10 protein-coding genes and 11 pseudogenes are annotated in these 17,266 nt (G+C 60.6%); 11 read left to right on the plus strand and 10 right to left on the minus strand.

The annotated features are described in order from the left end of the window. Window positions 1-149 precede the first annotated feature (149 nt). Together nadA and DH08_RS14125 are read right to left on the minus strand one after the other, a co-directional pair. Window positions 150-450: pseudogene (nadA, locus tag DH08_RS14120) on the minus strand (quinolinate synthase NadA); the annotation flags it as partial. A 40-nt stretch (window positions 451-490) separates the two neighbouring features. Further along, window positions 491-1,456 (minus strand): NUDIX hydrolase, encoded by a 966-nt coding sequence (locus DH08_RS14125; protein WP_192179897.1) that lies wholly within the window; start codon window positions 1,454-1,456, stop codon window positions 491-493. Window positions 1,457-1,585: 129 nt separating this feature from the next. Here DH08_RS14125 and DH08_RS14130 point away from each other — a divergent pair. From DH08_RS14130 to pyc, 3 genes and pseudogenes are all read left to right on the plus strand, one after another. Next, window positions 1,586-1,876, plus strand: a pseudogene (locus tag DH08_RS14130) (3-methyl-2-oxobutanoate hydroxymethyltransferase); the annotation flags it as partial. 74 nt (window positions 1,877-1,950) lie between these two features. Further along, entirely contained in the window at window positions 1,951-2,073 is a 123-nt protein-coding gene (locus DH08_RS36255; RefSeq protein WP_428338306.1) for a pantoate--beta-alanine ligase, read from the plus strand. A gap of 1,042 nt (window positions 2,074-3,115) precedes the next feature. Next, window positions 3,116-6,600, plus strand: a pseudogene (gene pyc / locus DH08_RS14140) (pyruvate carboxylase). 67 nt (window positions 6,601-6,667) lie between these two features. Here the strand turns inward: pyc and DH08_RS37375 are convergent. Together DH08_RS37375 and DH08_RS14145 are read right to left on the minus strand one after the other, a co-directional pair. After that, window positions 6,668-6,794, minus strand: a pseudogene (locus tag DH08_RS37375) (aldehyde dehydrogenase family protein); the annotation flags it as partial. 351 nt (window positions 6,795-7,145) lie between these two features. Beyond that, a pseudogene (locus DH08_RS14145) lies at window positions 7,146-7,961 on the minus strand (IS5 family transposase). Window positions 7,962-8,029: 68 nt separating this feature from the next. Here DH08_RS14145 and DH08_RS14150 point away from each other — a divergent pair. Both DH08_RS14150 and DH08_RS14155 read left to right on the plus strand, forming a co-directional pair. Continuing rightward, window positions 8,030-8,722: an antitoxin Xre/MbcA/ParS-like domain-containing protein gene (locus DH08_RS14150; RefSeq protein WP_192179898.1), complete on the plus strand. Its 693-nt coding sequence runs from the start codon at window positions 8,030-8,032 to the stop codon at window positions 8,720-8,722. A gap of 396 nt (window positions 8,723-9,118) precedes the next feature. Then, on the plus strand, window positions 9,119-10,228 hold the full coding sequence (locus tag DH08_RS14155; RefSeq protein ID WP_192179899.1) for a porin: 1,110 nt from the start codon (window positions 9,119-9,121) through the stop codon (window positions 10,226-10,228). Between the two features lie 405 nt (window positions 10,229-10,633). On the opposite strand, the pseudogene DH08_RS37380 reads toward DH08_RS14155, so the two are convergent. Beyond that, window positions 10,634-10,740 (minus strand): annotated as a pseudogene (locus DH08_RS37380) (IS66 family transposase); the annotation flags it as partial. 63 nt (window positions 10,741-10,803) lie between these two features. Between DH08_RS37380 and DH08_RS37385 the strand changes: the two are divergent. After that, window positions 10,804-11,070, plus strand: coding sequence for a hypothetical protein (locus tag DH08_RS37385; protein WP_428338307.1), 267 nt, complete (start codon window positions 10,804-10,806; stop codon window positions 11,068-11,070). A gap of 469 nt (window positions 11,071-11,539) precedes the next feature. Here the strand turns inward: DH08_RS37385 and DH08_RS14160 are convergent, their stop codons facing one another. Both DH08_RS14160 and DH08_RS37125 read right to left on the minus strand, forming a co-directional pair. Continuing rightward, window positions 11,540-11,956, minus strand: a complete 417-nt coding sequence (locus DH08_RS14160) for a hypothetical protein (protein ID WP_192179900.1) — start codon at window positions 11,954-11,956, stop codon at window positions 11,540-11,542. Window positions 11,957-11,971: 15 nt separating this feature from the next. Then, window positions 11,972-12,252, minus strand: a pseudogene (locus DH08_RS37125) (TrbI/VirB10 family protein); the annotation flags it as partial. 231 nt (window positions 12,253-12,483) lie between these two features. Here DH08_RS37125 and DH08_RS14165 point away from each other — a divergent pair. Continuing rightward, window positions 12,484-13,647: a M20 aminoacylase family protein gene (locus DH08_RS14165; protein WP_192179901.1), complete on the plus strand. Its 1,164-nt coding sequence runs from the start codon at window positions 12,484-12,486 to the stop codon at window positions 13,645-13,647. Between the two features lie 117 nt (window positions 13,648-13,764). Then, window positions 13,765-14,127, plus strand: a pseudogene (locus DH08_RS14170) (phage integrase N-terminal SAM-like domain-containing protein); the annotation flags it as partial. On the opposite strand, the gene DH08_RS37390 reads toward DH08_RS14170, so the two are convergent. Both DH08_RS37390 and DH08_RS37395 read right to left on the minus strand, forming a co-directional pair. Next, window positions 14,115-14,243 (minus strand): leucine zipper domain-containing protein, encoded by a 129-nt coding sequence (locus tag DH08_RS37390; protein ID WP_192179902.1) that lies wholly within the window; start codon window positions 14,241-14,243, stop codon window positions 14,115-14,117. The pseudogene DH08_RS14170 and the gene DH08_RS37390 overlap by 13 nt on opposite strands. A 272-nt stretch (window positions 14,244-14,515) precedes the next feature. After that, a pseudogene (locus DH08_RS37395) lies at window positions 14,516-14,674 on the minus strand (IS91 family transposase); the annotation flags it as partial. On the opposite strand from DH08_RS37395, the pseudogene DH08_RS14185 reads away from it, so the two are divergent. Together DH08_RS14185 and DH08_RS14190 are read left to right on the plus strand one after the other, a co-directional pair. Next, a pseudogene (locus tag DH08_RS14185) lies at window positions 14,671-14,905 on the plus strand (IS481 family transposase); the annotation flags it as partial. The pseudogenes DH08_RS37395 and DH08_RS14185 overlap by 4 nt on opposite strands. Before the next feature lie 122 nt (window positions 14,906-15,027). Then, on the plus strand, window positions 15,028-15,849 hold the full coding sequence (locus DH08_RS14190) for a GNAT family N-acetyltransferase (RefSeq protein ID WP_246800836.1): 822 nt from the start codon (window positions 15,028-15,030) through the stop codon (window positions 15,847-15,849). Window positions 15,850-16,164: 315 nt separating this feature from the next. Here DH08_RS14190 and DH08_RS37400 read toward each other — a convergent pair. Next, window positions 16,165-16,575, minus strand: a pseudogene (locus tag DH08_RS37400) (transposase); the annotation flags it as partial. Window positions 16,576-16,859: 284 nt separating this feature from the next. Between DH08_RS37400 and DH08_RS14205 the strand changes: the two are divergent. Continuing rightward, window positions 16,860-17,150: an IS66 family transposase gene (locus tag DH08_RS14205; protein WP_192179904.1), complete on the plus strand. Its 291-nt coding sequence runs from the start codon at window positions 16,860-16,862 to the stop codon at window positions 17,148-17,150. Window positions 17,151-17,266: the final 116 nt, after the last annotated feature.

Raw genomic sequence — 17,266 nt, forward strand, 5'->3', positions numbered from 1 at the left:
GAGCGCGTCGTTCATGAGCCGGCGTCTACCCCGGCGCCTCCTCACAAGAAGTTACCGTGACATCGCCTGATTTCCTATATCGCGGTTGCGAGCGAGCATTAGTTTGCGGCACATTTTAATGTGCGCACATCATTTCCGACTCTCGCGCGGCGCTCCCGGCCCGAGCAGCTTACCGTCTCGGCCATGAAGTGGACGCCGGCCAGCACGATCACGTCCGCTTCGACCGCGATCGCCTTGCGGGCGAGCGCCAGGCTGTCGCCGACGATGTCGGCCACGCAATGGAAGATTTCCGGCGTCTGATAGTTGTGCGCCAGAATGACGGCATTTCGCCGCCGCTTCAAAATCGAGAATGGCGTCGATATCGCCGGCGAACGCCGGCCATTCGATCGGCGGAATGACCCGTCGCACCCGATCATAGAGCGCGGTCGTACGTGCGGAGGCGATCAGCAGTCCAATTATTCTCTAACTGAGTATAATATGAGATATACTGTCAAGCGCGTGAAAGTGGCAATTTCGTCCCTGCGACAGTTCGTTCCGCCAGAACCGTCTGGCGAAAGCGGAAGAGCTTCGCTGGGCGCCCCCCGGTGTCGGACATCGTCTCGCCTGTCCCCTCGACCAGATCTTGCTGTTCGACAAGACGTCGAAAGTTTGGCTTATGAACAAGCCTGCCTGCCAACGCCTCCACGGTTCGCTGCAGCTGCAGTAATGTGAACGTTGCCGGCATCAACTCGAACACCACGGGCCGGTACTTGATCTTGGTCCGCAGTCTGCCGATTCCCGTTGCCAGAATGCGACGGTGATCGGCGGTCATCGGCCGACCGGGAATCGACAGTGCACTGCCTGTGTTGCCGCTGTGTTTGGCTTCCGCGACCAGCGCGGCTTCGTGGAGCAGTTCGTATCGCTGGAGGACGAGTTCCTCGTTCCAGTCGCGCTCATCGAGGCCGAAAGCTATTGTCGCACGCTGCCAGCGATCATGATGCATGTCCGGATCGTCGGCATCCTCAGCCCAAGCCTGAAGTTGGGGCATGAGGATCTCCGGCACGATGGCTGGGATTCCCGAACGGTGATCTTCCCATGGAAAATAGTCGTACCATCCGTGCCATCCATGCGTTGGCGATCGTTCGGTCTGGTCTTCTCGCGTCAGACCGAGATAGCTGATCGAGATCACGCGCTGCAACTCGTCACCGATCCGGTCGCGGTCAGCGAAGGTATAGAGCTGTTCGATATAGCCCAGTGGATGACTGGTCTGCCGCTCCACCCAAGCTCTTAGCCCAGACTGCAAGGAGCGATGGTCGAGTTCAAAGGGGCCTGACGGCAAAGCACTCGCCTGCCCGATGGTCAGGACGCGTGGCTCACCTTTCGTCACGGCGACCACGACGGCGATCAGGTCTGCTTTGACGTCGTTGCCCTTGCCTCCACCTGTCCCTTTTCTGGTTCCCTTTGCCTGATGATCCATGATCCATGAAGTGCTTTAATAAAGTCTGCCGCGAAAGAGGCTGAACCGATTTAATTCGTTTTCTATGATGACGGTCGGCGCGTCAACACCACGCGCCGTGGCGATCTTCCTCTTAGCACCTGCACAAAAATGTGGAGGCGTCCATTTGAGTGGGTTGGTGACACCAAGGCGATTACACCGCCGGATATTCGTTCACGCAAAGGTGGGACGCCGCTTATCTGCCTGACGGCCTATACCACGCCAATTGCAAAGCTCGTCAATCGACATTGTTCTCGTACAGCGTCGGCATGGTGCTCCACGGCTTGCCGTCGACGCTGGGCGTTATGCTCGATAATGATCGTGCACGGCAGGGCGTTGCGCCGCGGGCTGGAACGCGCGTTGATGGTCGTCGATATACCATTCGGCTCCTACGAGGGCGGGGATGCCGAGCGCATTGGGCGCGAGGCGCTTGCGGTGAGCGAGCGGGCGCGATCGAGATCGTTCCTTGCCCTACCGTGCGTGAACCTGACGGGCTGGCGCGCTCCTCGCGCAACGTGCACTTGTCGCCGCCAGAGCGGCAGGTCGCACCCAAGCTTGCCGCGATCCTCGTCGATGCGGCCGCACTCATCGCCGTCTGAGCGCCGGTCGATGCGTGTCTCGAGCCGCGGGCAGAGGAAGACCTCGCGCCGATGCACACGCTTGAAACGCCTAAACGGCGGCTCGCGGCCGCCTGGCTTGGCGAGACGCGGCTGATCGACAATGTCGAGATGCGGTCCCCGCTAGAAATCGATCGCGCACAAGGGCGGCTTGAGCCTGGGCTCGGGTCGCTGAGTCTATCTCCGGCACGCGTGCCTGCCGAATCGTACAGATCGGCACCTTCACCCTGTCAGGACGGCACGACCCCTCATGACATGCTCCTCCACAATGACCTTGCCACGCGCGCGCTTCTGTGTCGCGGCCTGTCGACATATCGCTCGCGCGGACGCCTGACGAATTCCCCTGCTGTGCTGGAATGGCCTAGCGGGCCTCACGAGCTCTTGTTAGGTAACGGTCTCGTGGCAGCCGAGAGCCAAGCAGTCGCGATTGGTGCCTGCGTCTCAATCGACGGCCGGCCGCTCCCTCATTCCGATGTTGAGCCAAGCGACATGCGGGAAGGCGCTTACGCCGTTCGCCGACCTTTCGGCTCCAAATGGGAATGGAGATCGTTCCGAGCCATCTAAGAATAAGATGGCAGACAACAATAAACGCTATTTGACCGGTCACATGAAGTTAGCGAGATTCGGTTAAGGGTACGCCGCCCTTCGCCAACTTGTGAATCGAAGGGCCGTTACGTCAAGGGCGAGCGCCATGTCCTGCAGCAACTGGCGGAACGATCGATGTTCGATGAAGCAGACCTACCAACTTTTTTAAACGAAGCGTGACGCTCGGGCGAGGGTAGAACGGACCTTCCCGTGTATCAATTCTGCGACAGAAACGGACTTGGCCCGCTGCTTTGACGACGAGGCCGCATACCCCAACTTTTCCCAAAGCCCATCAAGTCTGCTCGTACGCTCGCTTTTGAGGACCTTGGGGACAAGGCGATCCTCTCCAGGTCCGGAGATTCCGGTGGACGGCTGCAGTCGACGTACCTCAGTAGCAGTGTGGGGCCGACATCAAATCCCTGTATATTGGAGAAGTGCCTTGCTAATCAGCAAAATCCTTGTCGCCAACCGGTCCGAAATCGCCATCCGCGTCTTTCGCGCGGCTAACGAACTCGGCCACAAAACCGTGGCGATCTGGGCCGAGGAGGACAAGTATTCGCTGCACCGCTTCAAGGCCGATGAGAGCTACCAGGTTGGGCGCGGACCGCATCTCAACCGGGACATGGGGCCGATCGAAAGCTATCTGTCGATCGAGGAGGTGATCCGCGTCGTCAGGCTTTCGGGCGCCGACGCCATCCATCCGGGCTACGGGCTGTTGTCGGAAAGCCCGGAATTCGCCGAAGCCTGCGCCGAGGCCGGCATCACCTTCATCGGACCGAAGCCCGACACGATGCGCCGGCTCGGCAACAAGGTCGCCGCACGCAACCTGGCCATCGCTGTCGGCGTGCCGGTGATCCCCGCCACCGATCCGTTGCCGGACGACATGGACGTGGTCAAGAAACTGGCCAAGGAGATCGGCTATCCGGTGATGCTGAAGGCATCCTGGGGCGGCGGCGGCCGCGGCATGCGCGCGATCCGCTCGGAAGCCGACCTCGCCCGCGAGGTGACGGAAGGCAAGCGCGAGGCGAAGGCCGCCTTCGGCAAGGACGAGGTCTATCTCGAAAAGCTGATCGAGCGCGCCCGCCATGTCGAGGTGCAGGTGCTTGGCGACCGTCACGGCAATGCCGTGCATCTGTTCGAGCGCGACTGCTCGATCCAGCGCCGCAACCAGAAGGTTGTCGAGCGGGCGCCGGCGCCGTATCTCGAACAGTCATTGCGCGAGGAGCTTTGCGGCCACGCGCTGAAGATCGCCCGCGAGACGAGCTATATCGGCGCCGGCACGGTCGAGTTCCTGCAGGATGCCGACACCGGCAAATTCTACTTCATCGAGGTCAACCCGCGCATCCAGGTCGAGCACACCGTCACCGAGCAGGTGACCGGCATCGACATCGTCAAGGCGCAGATACACATCCTCGACGGCTTTGCCATCGGCACGCCGGAATCGGGCGTGCCGGCGCAGAAGGATATCAGGCTGAACGGCCATGCGCTGCAGTGCCGCATCACCACGGAAGACCCCGAGCACAATTTCATCCCAGATTATGGCCGCATCACCGCCTATCGCGGCGCCACCGGCTTCGGCATCCGCCTCGATGGCGGCACCGCCTATTCGGGCGCGGTCATCACCCGTTTCTACGATCCGCTGCTGGAGAAGGTGACGGCGTGGGCGCCGACGCCGGCCGAGACCATCGCCCGCATGAACCGGGCGCTGCGCGAGTTCCGCATCCGCGGCGTGGCGACCAATCTCACCTTCCTTGAGGCGATCATCAATCACCCGAGTTTCGCCGACAATTCCTACACGACCAAGTTCATCGACACGACGCCGGAATTGTTCCAGCAGGTCAAGCGCCAGGACCGCGCCACCAAGCTGCTCAATTATCTGGCCGACGTGTCGGTCAACGGCCATCCGGAAACGCGCGGCCGGCCCATGCCGAAGGCTGATGCGGCTGCCCCTGTGGTGCCCTATCTCAACGGCAATGTGCCGGGCGGCAGCAAGCAGAAGCTCGACGTGCTCGGTCCGGAGAAATTCGCCGCCTGGATGCGCGAGCAAAAAGAGGTGCTGGTCACCGACACGACGATGCGCGACGGCCATCAATCCCTGCTCGCCACCCGCATGCGCACGCATGACATCGCCGGCATTGCCGGCACCTATGCGCGCGCGCTGCCGCAACTGCTGTCCCTGGAATGCTGGGTGGGGCCACTTTCGACGTCGCCATGCGCTTCCTCACCGAAGACCCGTGGGAGCGATTGTCGCTGGTGCGCGAGGCGGCACCCAATCTGTTGCTGCAGATGCTGCTGCGCGGCGCCAATGGCGTCGGATACACCAACTATCCCGACAATGTCGTGCAGCATTTCGTCAAGCAGGCCGCCGCCGGCGGCATCGACCTGTTTCGTGTCTTCGACTGCCTGAACTGGGTCGAAAACATGCGCGTCGCCATGGATGCGGTCGGCGCCGAGGGCAAGCTGTGTGAGGCGGCGATCTGCTACACCGGCGACATCCTCGATCCGGCACGGGCCAAATACGATCTCAAATACTATGTCGGACTGGCCAAGGAATTGCAGGCGGCGGGCGCCCATATCATCGCCGTCAAGGACGTGGCCGGACTGTTGAAGCCAGCCGCGGCCCGGGTGCTGTTCAAGGCGCTGCGCGAGGCGAGCGACCTGCCGATCCATTTCCACACGCACGACACGTCAGGCCTGTCCGCGGCGACGGTGCTGGCGGCGGTGGAGAGTGGCGTCGACGCCATCGACGCGGCGATGGATTCGCTGTCGGGCAACACTTCGCAGCCATGCCTGGGCTCGATCGTCGAGGCGCTGAAAGGCACCGAGCGCGATCCCGGCCTCGATCCGCTGTGGATCAGAAAGATCTCGTTCTATTGGGAGGCGGTGCGCAACCAGTATGCCGCCTTCGAGAGCGACCTCAAGGGTCCGGCCTCGGAAGTCTATCTGCACGAAATGCCGGGCGGACAGTTCACCAATCTGAAGGAGCAGGCGCGCTCGCTCGGGCTGGAAACGCGCTGGCACGAGGTGGCGCAGACCTATCACGACGTCAATCTGATGTTCGGCGACATCGTCAAGGTGACGCCGTCGTCCAAGGTTGTCGGCGACATGGCGCTGATGATGGTCAGCCAGGACCTGACCGTCGCCGATGTCGAGAACCCCGCCCGGGACATCGCCTTCCCCGACTCGGTCGTATCGATGCTGCGCGGCGATCTCGGCCAGTCGCCGGGCGGCTGGCCGGAGGCGCTGCAGAAGAAGGCGCTGAAGGGCGACAGGCCGATCACCGCCCGGCCGGGCTCGCTGCTCAAGCCGGCCGACCTCAAGGCCAGCCGCAAGGAGATCGAGGAGAAGCTCGAGCGCAAGCTCAGCGAATTCGAATTCGCCTCGTGGCTGATGTATCCGAAAGTGTTTTCGGATTTCATCGGCGCGCAGGAAACCTACGGGCCGGTCAGCGTGCTGCCGACGCCGACCTATTTCTACGGCATGAAGCCGGAAGACGAGATTTTCGTCGACATCGAAAAGGGCAAAACGCTGGTGGTGCGCTGCCTGGCCATCGGCGACGTCGACGAGAAGGGCATGGTCACCGTGTTCTTCGAGCTCAACGGCCAGCCACGCCGGGTGAAGGTGCCGGACCGCGCGCATGGCGCTTCCGCCGCCAAGGCGCGCCGCAAGGCGGAGCCGGGCAACGAGGCGCATGTCGGGGCACCGATGCCGGGTGTCGTCTCGGCGCTTTCGGTTGCCGCTGGTCAAGCGGTCAAGGCCGGTGACGTGCTGCTGTCGATCGAAGCCATGAAAATGGAGACGGCGCTGCATGCCGAGCGCGACGGCACAATTGCCGAAGTGCTGGTCAAGGCCGGCGATCAGATCGACGCCAAGGATCTACTGCTCGTGTCCACAGCCAAAGAAGCACTTGAGCTATTCGTTTAGAGGCGCTGAAGCTTTCCCCGACGTCGGGCCCAAGACCATCTCGTCGCCCGATGAGTAGGCAAACTGGATTGACAAAGGACGTCCCGTAGAGCCGATTGGCCGAAACAAAGGTCTGGCCGGCATTCCAAAACTTTGCCTGTGCTGCACCATCGAAGGCAGCATCGATTTGCATCATGGAAAACGATGAAAGGGGCGGCTTCGTGGTTACTTCCGCGTTCCGATCAGGCACACAGACCAGCCAGATTGACAAATAGCCACGGCCCCGGACCGCGCTTAGGACATCCCAACCAAAGTTGCGCTTCCGCGACGCCCGAGCCGTATAAATCTGGATTCGAGATGGTTTTGGACGATATTCCATATTTGACAGGCTGCGCCCATCGCGTTGAAACTGCAGCGAGTCCACGGCTCGGACATCGGCCGGTCTGACGCTGGCAAGAGTTCAATCTAGGAAAGCATGCGATGTCCAACGCAACGCGCTATCAGCCTTTTCAACGGCAGGGGGCGAGCCGGTAGCAAAAATGGGGTGGTGGTCGGAGCCGAGTGGATCAATGGCTGATGCGCAGCAAGAGACTGGCCATGGAGACGTGGGGCATGGCGTCAGAGACATCGATGCGTCGTTCGTAGTCGCGCACGAGACGGCGCCGGTATGTCAGCCCGCCGAAGGTTCGCTCGACCACCCAACGCCAGGGCAGCATCTGGAACCCGGGCTTGGCGTCGATGCGGCGCTCCACTGCGATTGCGAAGTCGAGGAAGATAGTCTTGTCCAGCAATTGCCTGCGACAGTAGGCGTCATCGGCGAAGAAATGCTTGATCCATGGCCAGCGCTTGCGGATGGACTCAAGGATCATCTGCGTGGCGGCGCTGTTGGAGATGTCGGCCGGCCTGAGATTGACCGTCAGCAGCCGCCCATCGGTGTCGATGGCGATGTGGCGCTTGCGCCCGACCGTCTTTTTGGCCGCATCGTAGCCGCGCTCCGCCCCCGGCGCCGGTGCCTTGGTCTGGCTGTTTGTGATCCCGGCACTCGGGCTGGCCTCGCGTCCGGCCCGCTGGCGATCCAGCACCAGGGCGATATGGTGGATTGTGCGGAACAGCATCAGCCGCACAAAGCCCCGGAACCACCAGTAGATCGTCTGCTAGGGCGAAAAGTCCTTCGGAAGCATTCGCCAGCCGCCGCTCGTGCGCGTTATATAGCGGATCGCGTTGAGAACTTCGCGGAGATCAACGCCCGGCTTGCAGTCTCGCTCGGCTGGTTTCGGCAGGAGCGGCCCAATCCGCTCCCATTACAAATCGATGAGGATCAGAGAACGCTTCGTCTTCCGCTCGACGCGGGCCATCCGGCCGCGCGTCTCTTGTGTCCCCATACATAGCGTGAATCACAATTCGACCGCAGAGGGAAGCAAGCGGACTCTTGCGCGGCAGGGGGCCACACATGACGAAATCCTTTGGAAACGAACCTCGACAGGACGAGCTTTCAAGCTCGGTTGCAAAACAGGTCCAGCGCGTTCTGGCTCAGTACGACGAGGTCATAAAGGCGCATACTTCAACCCCAGCGCACATGAGCGCTGGTAACAACGCTGGCACTGAACCACTTTCACTAACTCGCCAAAAAGCGGTTCATGACGAGTTGGTCGAGCTGGCCTCCGATTTTGTTGACAGGCTCGTAGCCGAAGCAGCACGACATTTCAATGCCAGCGTCCGTGAGGTGGCTCCGCTCGGGGTTCGAACCGAGGACGCGCACGAGTGCGCAGTCCTAAAAGCGCGAGATCAGCACACCGATTGCCTGCGCATTGAAGACTGGGCGGGCGAGGTTGCAGGGCCCACCTATCTGGAAAAACACTTCGGCATACCGCGATCGACATTGCACTGGTGGCAACGGCACAACGATGTAGTTGCATTGCGGAAAGGCGCGCGCAAGCATGTGTTCCCCTTGGCTCAGTTCGTCGACGGGAGGCCGGCCCCGGGGATACGACAAGTGCTCTCCTTGATCGCCAATCCCAGACCGGCGTGGCTTTGGCTGACCTCCCCTTCACCTCGGCTTGATGGCCGAATTCCCATACAGATGCTCCGGCAAGATCTGGCTGCAGAAGTGATTTGGGCCGCACGAGATTTTTCCTCGACATGAAGCCCTACCGACGAAACCAACTGCAAATCATTGCATCGGCAATCGATTGGTCCCGTTGTGGGCCTGTGAAAGCCCTATTGAGTTCGCACGCGTCACTGCGCGCGCCGCTTGGTGTATTTTATAATATTGTTTGAACTGTCCAACTTGTATTGTTTGTATAGTTTGTGCAAATTGTACAAAATATACTCGGTTTTTGTGACATAAACGCAACGGTTGTTGCGCATATCTCTGCATTCAGCGCCATAGTTCTTGTATTATGTAATATTGAGGATAGCGTCTAACTGCGACGAAGAGCGCGATGCGCATCTTTTTCGATCGTGGGGAATGGGGGAGGGTGCTGTCTTTCAGCAAAGATGATGCCCTAGCCCTTTTTTTAATCTTTGAGTGGAGATCAAAATGAACATCAAGAGCCTACTTCTCGGCTCCGCTGCGGCCCTGATCGCAGTTTCCGGCGCGCGCGCCGCCGACGCCGTCGTCGTCGCCGAGCCGGAACCCGCTGAATACGTCAAGATCTGCGACGTCTATGGCGCCGGCTATTTCTACATTCCTGGCACCGAAACCTGCCTACGCATCGGTGGCTATGTCCGCTGGGATGCTTCGGCTGGCCAGGAAGGTTCGTACAATGGCCGTCGTGCTGTCGACCATGAGGACGGCAGCATCAACGATACCTGGCACAAGAAGGCCCGCCTCTCGCTGAGGACCTGGACTGGTCAGGAAACCGAACTCGGGACCTTGAAAACCTACACTGAAACCAAATTCAACTATTCCGACGGCAGTAACAGCAGCACGCTGAACTTTGCCTGGATCCAACTCGGTGGGCTGCGCGTCGGTAAGGACGAATCGGCCTTTGACACGTTCATCGGCTACGCCGGCAACGTCCTCAACGATACGCTGGTTCCCTATGGCGATTTCGACACCAACGTCGTGCAGTACTACTTCGACGCTGGCAATGGCTTCTCGGCCGTGGTCTCGCTCGAAGAAGGCTCTGGCGTTGTTGGTACAATCGACAGCTATATCCCGCATGTCGTCGGCGGCGTAAAGTACACGCAGGGCTGGGGCGCCATCACCGGCGTCGTTGCTTATGACAGCAACTACGAAGAGGTGGCCGGCAAGGTTCGCTTGGACGTGAATGCGACCGAGGCGCTGGCGCTGTTCATCATGGCCGGCTACGGCACCGACGACAATCTCAACGACCCGACCTATGCGATCCCTGCAGGCGACCGCGGCTTCTACAAGCCGTGGGGCGGCAACTGGGCAGTGTGGGGTGGTGCCACCTACACCCTCAACGAGAAGACTGCATTCAACCTCCAAGTGTCGTATGATGAAGCCAAAGAGTTTGGCCTTGCGGCGAACGTCGCCTACAAGATCGTCCCGGGTCTCACGATTACGGCCGAAGTTGACTGGGCTCATAACGACCACGACAGCAACGGTTACAACTGGACCGGCATCCCGGCTGGCAAGAGCAACGCTGTCGGCGGTATCCTCCGCTTCCAGCGCTCGTTCTGACGGATCGAAGCTGACCCATAGCGCCCGCCGCATACGACTGCGCGCGCTAGACTTACCCATCCAGCCGGTGTTGGCGCAGCGGGATGCCCAAAAACGGCTCATCGGCGGCTCCTTCCGAAGTGCTTAGGTCCGTACCTCCGGGATCGAAGCCTGCCGCCGATGCGAAGGGCGCCTTTGACCACGGCGCCCTTCATTCTAGCCATATCCAATGATGTGATTCTGCCCGAGTAGCGATGTAAGAGGAGGAGCATAGGATCTGGAACCTAGCCGCGTGGGCTGGCGTCGCCTCGGCGCGAGTCGACCTCGTTCATTTGGCCGTCAGAACGAGCCTGGCAACGTCGCCCGGTTGTAGCTGCGCGCAACCAGGCTGTTTCTTTCTTGCAATTGCCCCCTCGACCGTATTGGATCGATCTCGATCCGCCCGTCGGTCAGGAAGCGTTCAAGGGCTTCCCGTCTGGAGATGGCTTAGCGATCGCCTCGGCGAACTTGGACTTGCCCTCAGTTTCGTTCAATCCCATTTTTAAGCGGGCTCTGAGGCCCTGGTTTCAGAGCGTCACGAAGGAGCGGACGAGGCGATGGCGGAATTTGTCGAGCCACTGAGAAAGGCTTTTACTCGATTCCAACGCTTGACCGCCCGCGTCGTCCTCGCCGGCACGGCGCGGCCAGAAGCGTCCGCGGCGGCAATGATCGACTATCTGCGTGTTTTCGGTTTCACCATCCTGGCTACCGATGGGCGCGCACGGCCGAGACCCGCTTTGCCAAGCTCGAAGGCAGCGATCCGATGGCTTCTACGGTGCCCAGATGGGGACGGCACGCTTCTAATGCAGTCGTTGTTGCCTTAAACTAGGCGGCTCTATCCAAGCGATCACGGCCGCTGGTGGATCGATAGGGCGTTCGCCTATGAAGCGTTCTGATCTCATTGGAAAAGAGGGCTACTACGCAAACCCGTAGCTTGCCGCGGTTGTCCGGTCACCATGCGGCCGTGACTTGTGGCGGCGCCCTGCCGGTGCTCCTTGCTACTGGCAGTGGCGCTATTTTCAAAGCGCTGGATGAGGGCGGTTGCAGCGCGTCGGCGATCTAGTCTAGGTGTGAATGGGCGCCGAAGAGATACAGGGCAGGCCTCGTCATTGCCTGTCGTTCTGTTCCCGTGTCGAGGCTGAGGCCCGTGCCGACGCTTCCTTTCTCGCTGAAGCGCTCCTGAACCGGCGGCCGTTCGCTTCAAGGCTGCGTTCACTTTCCGGCGGATAGCCGCAATCCTCGGGGTGGCTCCCGGTCTAGACCTCAAAAAGACCTGACAGCTGGCTGCTCACCTCAACGATCCGCATCCGCCGCACCGACTCGAGAATTTCGGACCATCTCAGGCTCATCCGTGCGCATGGTCACATCGATGCAGGCAACCGTTGCACCCGTCCTCACCCTCAGATGGCATATTGAAAAGTGCTTGGCGAACTCCGTGGTTGGGTTCAGATCGAGACGCCACCCGTAGATGCAGCGGCCCTCAACAAGCTGGTCGAGCGCGTTGAAATACTGGCGCGATAAACGCGGCGTGACGTCGAGCGCTTGCCAGGGCGCAGGGTTACAGAGATATCTTGCCGGTACACTCGCCACGCGCGGAGGGTAGCAACGAAGACAGCGCTGATCCTCGCGCACCTTGACACTGTCCATGCCCATGGCGTGACCAAGAAACAGCCGCCGCTGCGCCGGGACGGCGACAAGCTCTACGGCCAAGGCGTCTACGTATGAAATCACATTGAATAGATAACCCGGGTGGATCTGGAGGGTCGGCTGAACATTGAGGTTCTGGGATGTGGTTCATTCAGCCGCTCGGCCGAAGGTCTCCGCGAAGTTCAGCCGTGCCGCGTCGGAAGCCGTTTACCGGTTGGCGAGACTTGAACTCTACTGGACGCCGGTGCCGATTAGGGCGACGAGCACCGCCGAGCCGACGGTGCGCAGATTATCTTATTCACGTTGTCGCGAAAGCGGCCATAGCCTTCTGCGTCGACGCCGGTCATGCCGCCGAGCTGCGGCAGCGGCCGCCAAAATCGAACGCTGCCTGTAATTTGGCTGAGGTCGCGCGAACAGGTGTTAAACAGGTCCGGCGATATCCGGACGGAATTGCCGCCCTACGCCGGCCCGAGTGCATCTCAAAACCAGATGCTCTCAATTCACATACTGAATTTGACATAAGCCATCCCGGCGACTGAATGTGACTAAACAAATGAAATGGCCAAGAAACGCGATGTAGGAACGTTCAGATGCACAGTGTTGAAACTTTCCGGGAGCTGCAGGACGAGGCAACCGAGTGGCGTCGCTACCTGCACCAACATCCGGAACTGGGCTATCAGGTGCACGACACAGCCAGGTTTGTGACTGAGAAACTGGCTTCGTTCGGCATCAATCATATCGAAACGGGGATAGCTGAAACCGGTGTCGTCGCGGTGATCCAGGGGGAAGGCGGAGACGGGGCGACGATCGGATTGAGGGCGGACATGGACGCGCTCCCTATACTTGAAGCGTCCAACAAACCCTGGTCATCGCAGATACTGGGCAAGATGCATGCATGCGGCCATGATGGTCACACGGCTATGCTTCTGGGTGCCGCCAAGTACCTTGCGGGTACGCGCAAATTCAAGGGCTCCGTTGCCTTGATCTTCCAGCCCGCGGAAGAAGACGGATGCGGCGGCCAAAGGATGGTCCAGGAAGGGATCATGGACCGTTTCGGCATCTCTCAGGTTTTCGGCATGCACAACCGACCGGGTATGGAGGTCGGGAAGTTTGCCATTTGCGACGGCCCTGTCGCCGCCGCGCTTGATGAGTTCGACATTATTGTAAAGGGCAGGGGCGGCCATGCGGCCCACCCGTATCGGACCATCGATCCGATTGTTGTTGCAGCACAGATCATCGTCGGCCTGCAAACGTTGGTTTCACGCAACACGGACCCGACCGAGTCGCTCGTCATCTCCGTCACCAAGTTGCACGCCGGCACAGCGTACAACATCATTCCAGACTACGCTGAAATGGCTGGCACCGTCAGGACCTTCCTACCCTCCCTGCGGGACTTCGCAGAACGACAGATTGAGGCGTGCGCGCAAGGTATCGCGCGCGGATTTGGCGCGGAAATCGAGTTCAGGCACCGGCGGCTCGAACCCGCAATGTTCAACCACACGAAAGGGACCAATCTGGCTATCAAAGCGGCGCGCGGTCTCGTGGGGCCCGTCTCTGTGGCCGAAAAGATCAAGCCGAGCATGGGATCGGAGGATTTCGCTTACATGCTTGAGGCGCGGCCGGGTGCGTACATTCACATTGGTAACGGCCCGACCGCCTCCGTGCACAACCCGTCATATGATTTCAACGACGAAGCGCTGCCTTATGGCATCGGCTATTGGGTAAACCTGGTTGAGACGGCGCTGGCCGCATAAAGGCTCGGCGGCCTGAACTGTAGTCAAGCAATGCTGAACGTTTTTTCTAGCTCGCTTGGAGGATTAGCGTCCGATCAAACCGATCGATACCACCACGCTATAATCCCGCAGCGCCGCATGATCGACGACATGAGCTTGCGCAACCTGTCGCCCGCGACGCGACGATCCTATTTGCATGCGGTGGCGAAGTTCAGCCCTTATTTCGGCCGGTCGCCGGATCGGCTGGGCTGGAGGACGTCCGTGCGTTCCAGGTTTATCTGGTGTCGCAGGGCATTTCCTGGCCGGCGCTGAACCAGACGGTCTGTGCGTTTCTTCTACGGCGTGACCCTGGATCGGGCGGAGATCTCGGAGAGCATCGTCTATGCGCGCACGCCGCGCAAGTTGCCGGCCATCCTGAGCGCCGACGAGGTAGTGCGCTTTCTGGAAGCGGTGCCATCGTTGAAGGCGCGCACTGCACTGACCACCGCCTATGCTGCGGGAAGCGACGGATGAGCTCGTGCGGATCGAGCGACATCAGCCTGGGCGCGTTGCCGCGAGGACCGATCCTTGAGCCCGTCCACACCCTCGACTTTGAAGCGTGCTACCACTTTGCTCACTGTGCCCGCGCAGCACCTGCATCACGACCCGCTCTCGACCGAGCGCCGTCAGACTGGCATTCTTGTGCATGTTCATCCGGTCCTCCATGGAATCGCTGAAGTCTCGCAACCTCAGCTTCCTCGCCGGGGACCCGATGGACAACCTATTGAAAGCTCACAACCAGTGCGGCAGCGTGGCGGTGATGCGCAGAACGCCGCCACAGCAGGTGCGCGGAGCGGCCTGGTGGTCTCGCCGGCTGCGGCGCGTGACTGCACGGCGATCCGGGAGAGGCCTGCTCGGGCGAGCCGAACGGCGGCTTGGCATAGACGATCCAGTTCTTGCGACGAAGCTGCCGGATCGCGGCCGTGAAGGCATGAGCCTGACCGCGCCCGTCGAGCGTGCCGCAGAAGCGCAGTCACCCAGCCGCATAGGCCGCCTGGAGCCGCTCGACATCCTGGTAAACTGATCCACATCGACATCAAGAAGCTCGGCCGCTTCGAGCGGGTTGGCCTTCGCGTCACCGGCGAGCGCCTTGGCGCGCAGCTCCAAGCGCGGGGGGACGGCTGGGAGTTCGTTCACGTCTGCATCGACTATGCGTCGCGTATCGCATTCAGCCAAAAAGAAGAGCGCTACCGCCTCCTCGGGCGATGCTCGAGCTTACTACAAAAGCCTTGGGAGCACGGCGCCGAAATGCCAGTGCCCCGGAGGTGGCTTGGATCACGGTCCGAGCCGAGGACGCGCTTGGTATCTGGAGAAACCTTCGTGGATCACCTTTACATCATCTGACAGCCAGATGGCGGGCATATGCAAACTGCATTTGACGTAAGCCGCCGCGAACATCATTTTATTAATCGTTACGATCACTCTCCAAGGTTTTTCGGCATGGCGGCTGCGGAAATTCGCGATCTATCCGGCATGGCGGACTTCCGTGCTGCCGAGGCGTTGCAGCCTGCGGTCTGGGGGAAGGGGGACGTGCCCGATCCGGCTGAACTGATGATGGTCATTCAGGCAGAAGGCGGGCTCGCTGCCGGCGCCTTCGTCGACGACCGGCTCGTCGGCTACATTTTCGCCTCTCCTAGCGCCACGTCGGGCGTACAACATTCGCAACGGTTGGCTGTGCTACCCGATATGCGCGGTCGCGGCCTTGGCGTAGCGCTCAAATGGTATCAGCGGAGCTGGTGCCTGACGCATGGCGTCCGGCATGTCCGCTGGACCTTCGATCCCATGCGAGCAATCAACGCAGCTCTCAATATCGACCGGCTAGGTGCCCGATCCACGACCTACCTAGTCGATTATTACGGAGCGATGGGTGGGATCAATGAAGGACTGCCTTCCGATCGTTTGTTGGTCGACTGGTTTCTTGATGACCCCGTTGTCGACGCAAAATCGGAGGGTCGGCTCCCGCGTGAAAATGTAGAGGATTGCCTGCGCGTTCGACTCCCTCACGATTTAGAGACCTTGTTACGGCAGGATAGAAATAAGGCGCTGGCTGCAAGGCTCATGCTTCGTGATAGCCTGCGCGACGCCTTCGCCAGCGGCTATGGGATAAGCGGATTTGACTGCAGTGACGGCGCCTACATCTTGACGCCGATCTTCGCTGCTGCAAAACCTAAGGAGAAGAAATAAGCAGCGAAAGCGGATGAGGCGGATCCTATTAGGGATCGTATCACCCGACAAAAGCTCTCCTCCATCGCGCTCCGCCTCAACGGAGTGAGGCCGCCTCACAACTCAATCACCTTACCGATCTACGCTTCGGGGATAATCGGCGGCGCGCAGAACTTGAAATCGTTCTGTCGAATCCCGGCGCACCGGCCGCTCGATCGCGGACATGACGCGACGCTCAACGCGGCCGAGATGGCGGTCATGGGCAAGACGAGGCATGATCTTGGCGACGGAAGATATGCGCCACCTCCCAACTCGGAGCGCATCGCTGGCACAGGCGGGCCACCCCTCCAGCGTCAGGCGGTCGAGCGGGCTCTGCGTCTTGGCGATCGCGCTTGTTGCCACATGGGTGTAGCGCGCCGTCGTCGAGAGGTTGTCGTGCCTAAGCAGCACCTGGATAATCAGGATATCCGTACCGCTCTCAAGGAGGTGAGTCGCAAAACTGTGGCGCAGCGTATGCACGCTCACCCGCGTGACCTCGACAAAGCCAAGCCCAGCCGCATCTCGCTGCGGCATGACCGCACCGCTCTTGATCGCCTTGCTCCGCCAGCCGAACAGCTGGTCGGGCGCCATCCCCGCTTGTCTGGCAATGGCCGATACATTCGCGCCCGGCTTCAGTGTCGCCTCGATCAGCCGCGACTTCGCTTCCGCCGACCAGCACCGACGCGGACGCTGCGGGCTTGCCTCCAGCCGGTTCGGGACCGCCTCAAGGACATGAAAACTTGCATAGGCGCAGACATAGAAATTGACACTGCAAGCTCCTCGGCTCCTTGCTTCAGTGTTAGTATGTCTCGCTCATCACCTCAAGCCGCGCCAGATGGGGTCAGCTTGGCGCGTACGATTTTCCGGATCGAGGAAGAGATACGGGGGCTCCCGCCCGCCGAGCGATTGGCCGCACCACGAAGGCGGACCCGACCCACTGGTCCGCGCGTTGCGACGACAGCTGATGCGCCAGGGCAGCGGTTTGTCGCGCCATGCCGATATCCTTCGCCTATGGCACCAAGCGATGGCGCGTGTTCAACCGCTTCCTCTACGATGGCCAGCTCGAGCCCGACAACCTGATCGCGGAGCGGGCCATTCGTGGATTTACGGTCGGCAGGCGCAATTGGCTTTTCTCGGGCAACTTCGCCGCGGCGGAGCAGTCAGCGGTCGTGCTCAGCATCATCGAGACCTGCAAGCTCTGCGGCGTCGATGCCGAAGCCTACATGGCCGATGTCACCGAGCGATCCAGAACGACTGGCCAGCCTCACGCTGGGACGAGCTGATGCCATGGAACTGGGTGCGCCGCCAAGAGATGCCGCTCCCGTTGGCGGCATGAGACACCCTGTGTCCAGCCTTAATTTTTCAGGCTGTGATTTTGATGGCCGCGCGATGCTGTTGA

This window comes from Mesorhizobium amorphae, assembly GCF_014843845.1.
Classification (GTDB): Bacteria; Pseudomonadota; Alphaproteobacteria; order Rhizobiales; family Rhizobiaceae; genus Mesorhizobium; species Mesorhizobium amorphae_A.

Coding starts and splice junctions, on each gene's coding strand:
- DH08_RS14150 (WP_192179898.1), top strand. CDS start 8,030: ATGACGAAATCCTTTGGAAACGAACCTCGACAGGACGAGCTTTCAAGC.
- DH08_RS14205 (WP_192179904.1), top strand. CDS start 16,860: ATGCCGATATCCTTCGCCTATGGCACCAAGCGATGGCGCGTGTTCAAC.
- DH08_RS14165 (WP_192179901.1), top strand. CDS start 12,484: ATGCACAGTGTTGAAACTTTCCGGGAGCTGCAGGACGAGGCAACCGAG.
- DH08_RS14125 (WP_192179897.1), bottom strand. CDS start 1,456: ATGGATCATCAGGCAAAGGGAACCAGAAAAGGGACAGGTGGAGGCAAG.
- DH08_RS14190 (WP_246800836.1), top strand. CDS start 15,028: ATGCAAACTGCATTTGACGTAAGCCGCCGCGAACATCATTTTATTAAT.
- DH08_RS14155 (WP_192179899.1), top strand. CDS start 9,119: ATGAACATCAAGAGCCTACTTCTCGGCTCCGCTGCGGCCCTGATCGCA.
- DH08_RS37385 (WP_428338307.1), top strand. CDS start 10,804: ATGGCGGAATTTGTCGAGCCACTGAGAAAGGCTTTTACTCGATTCCAA.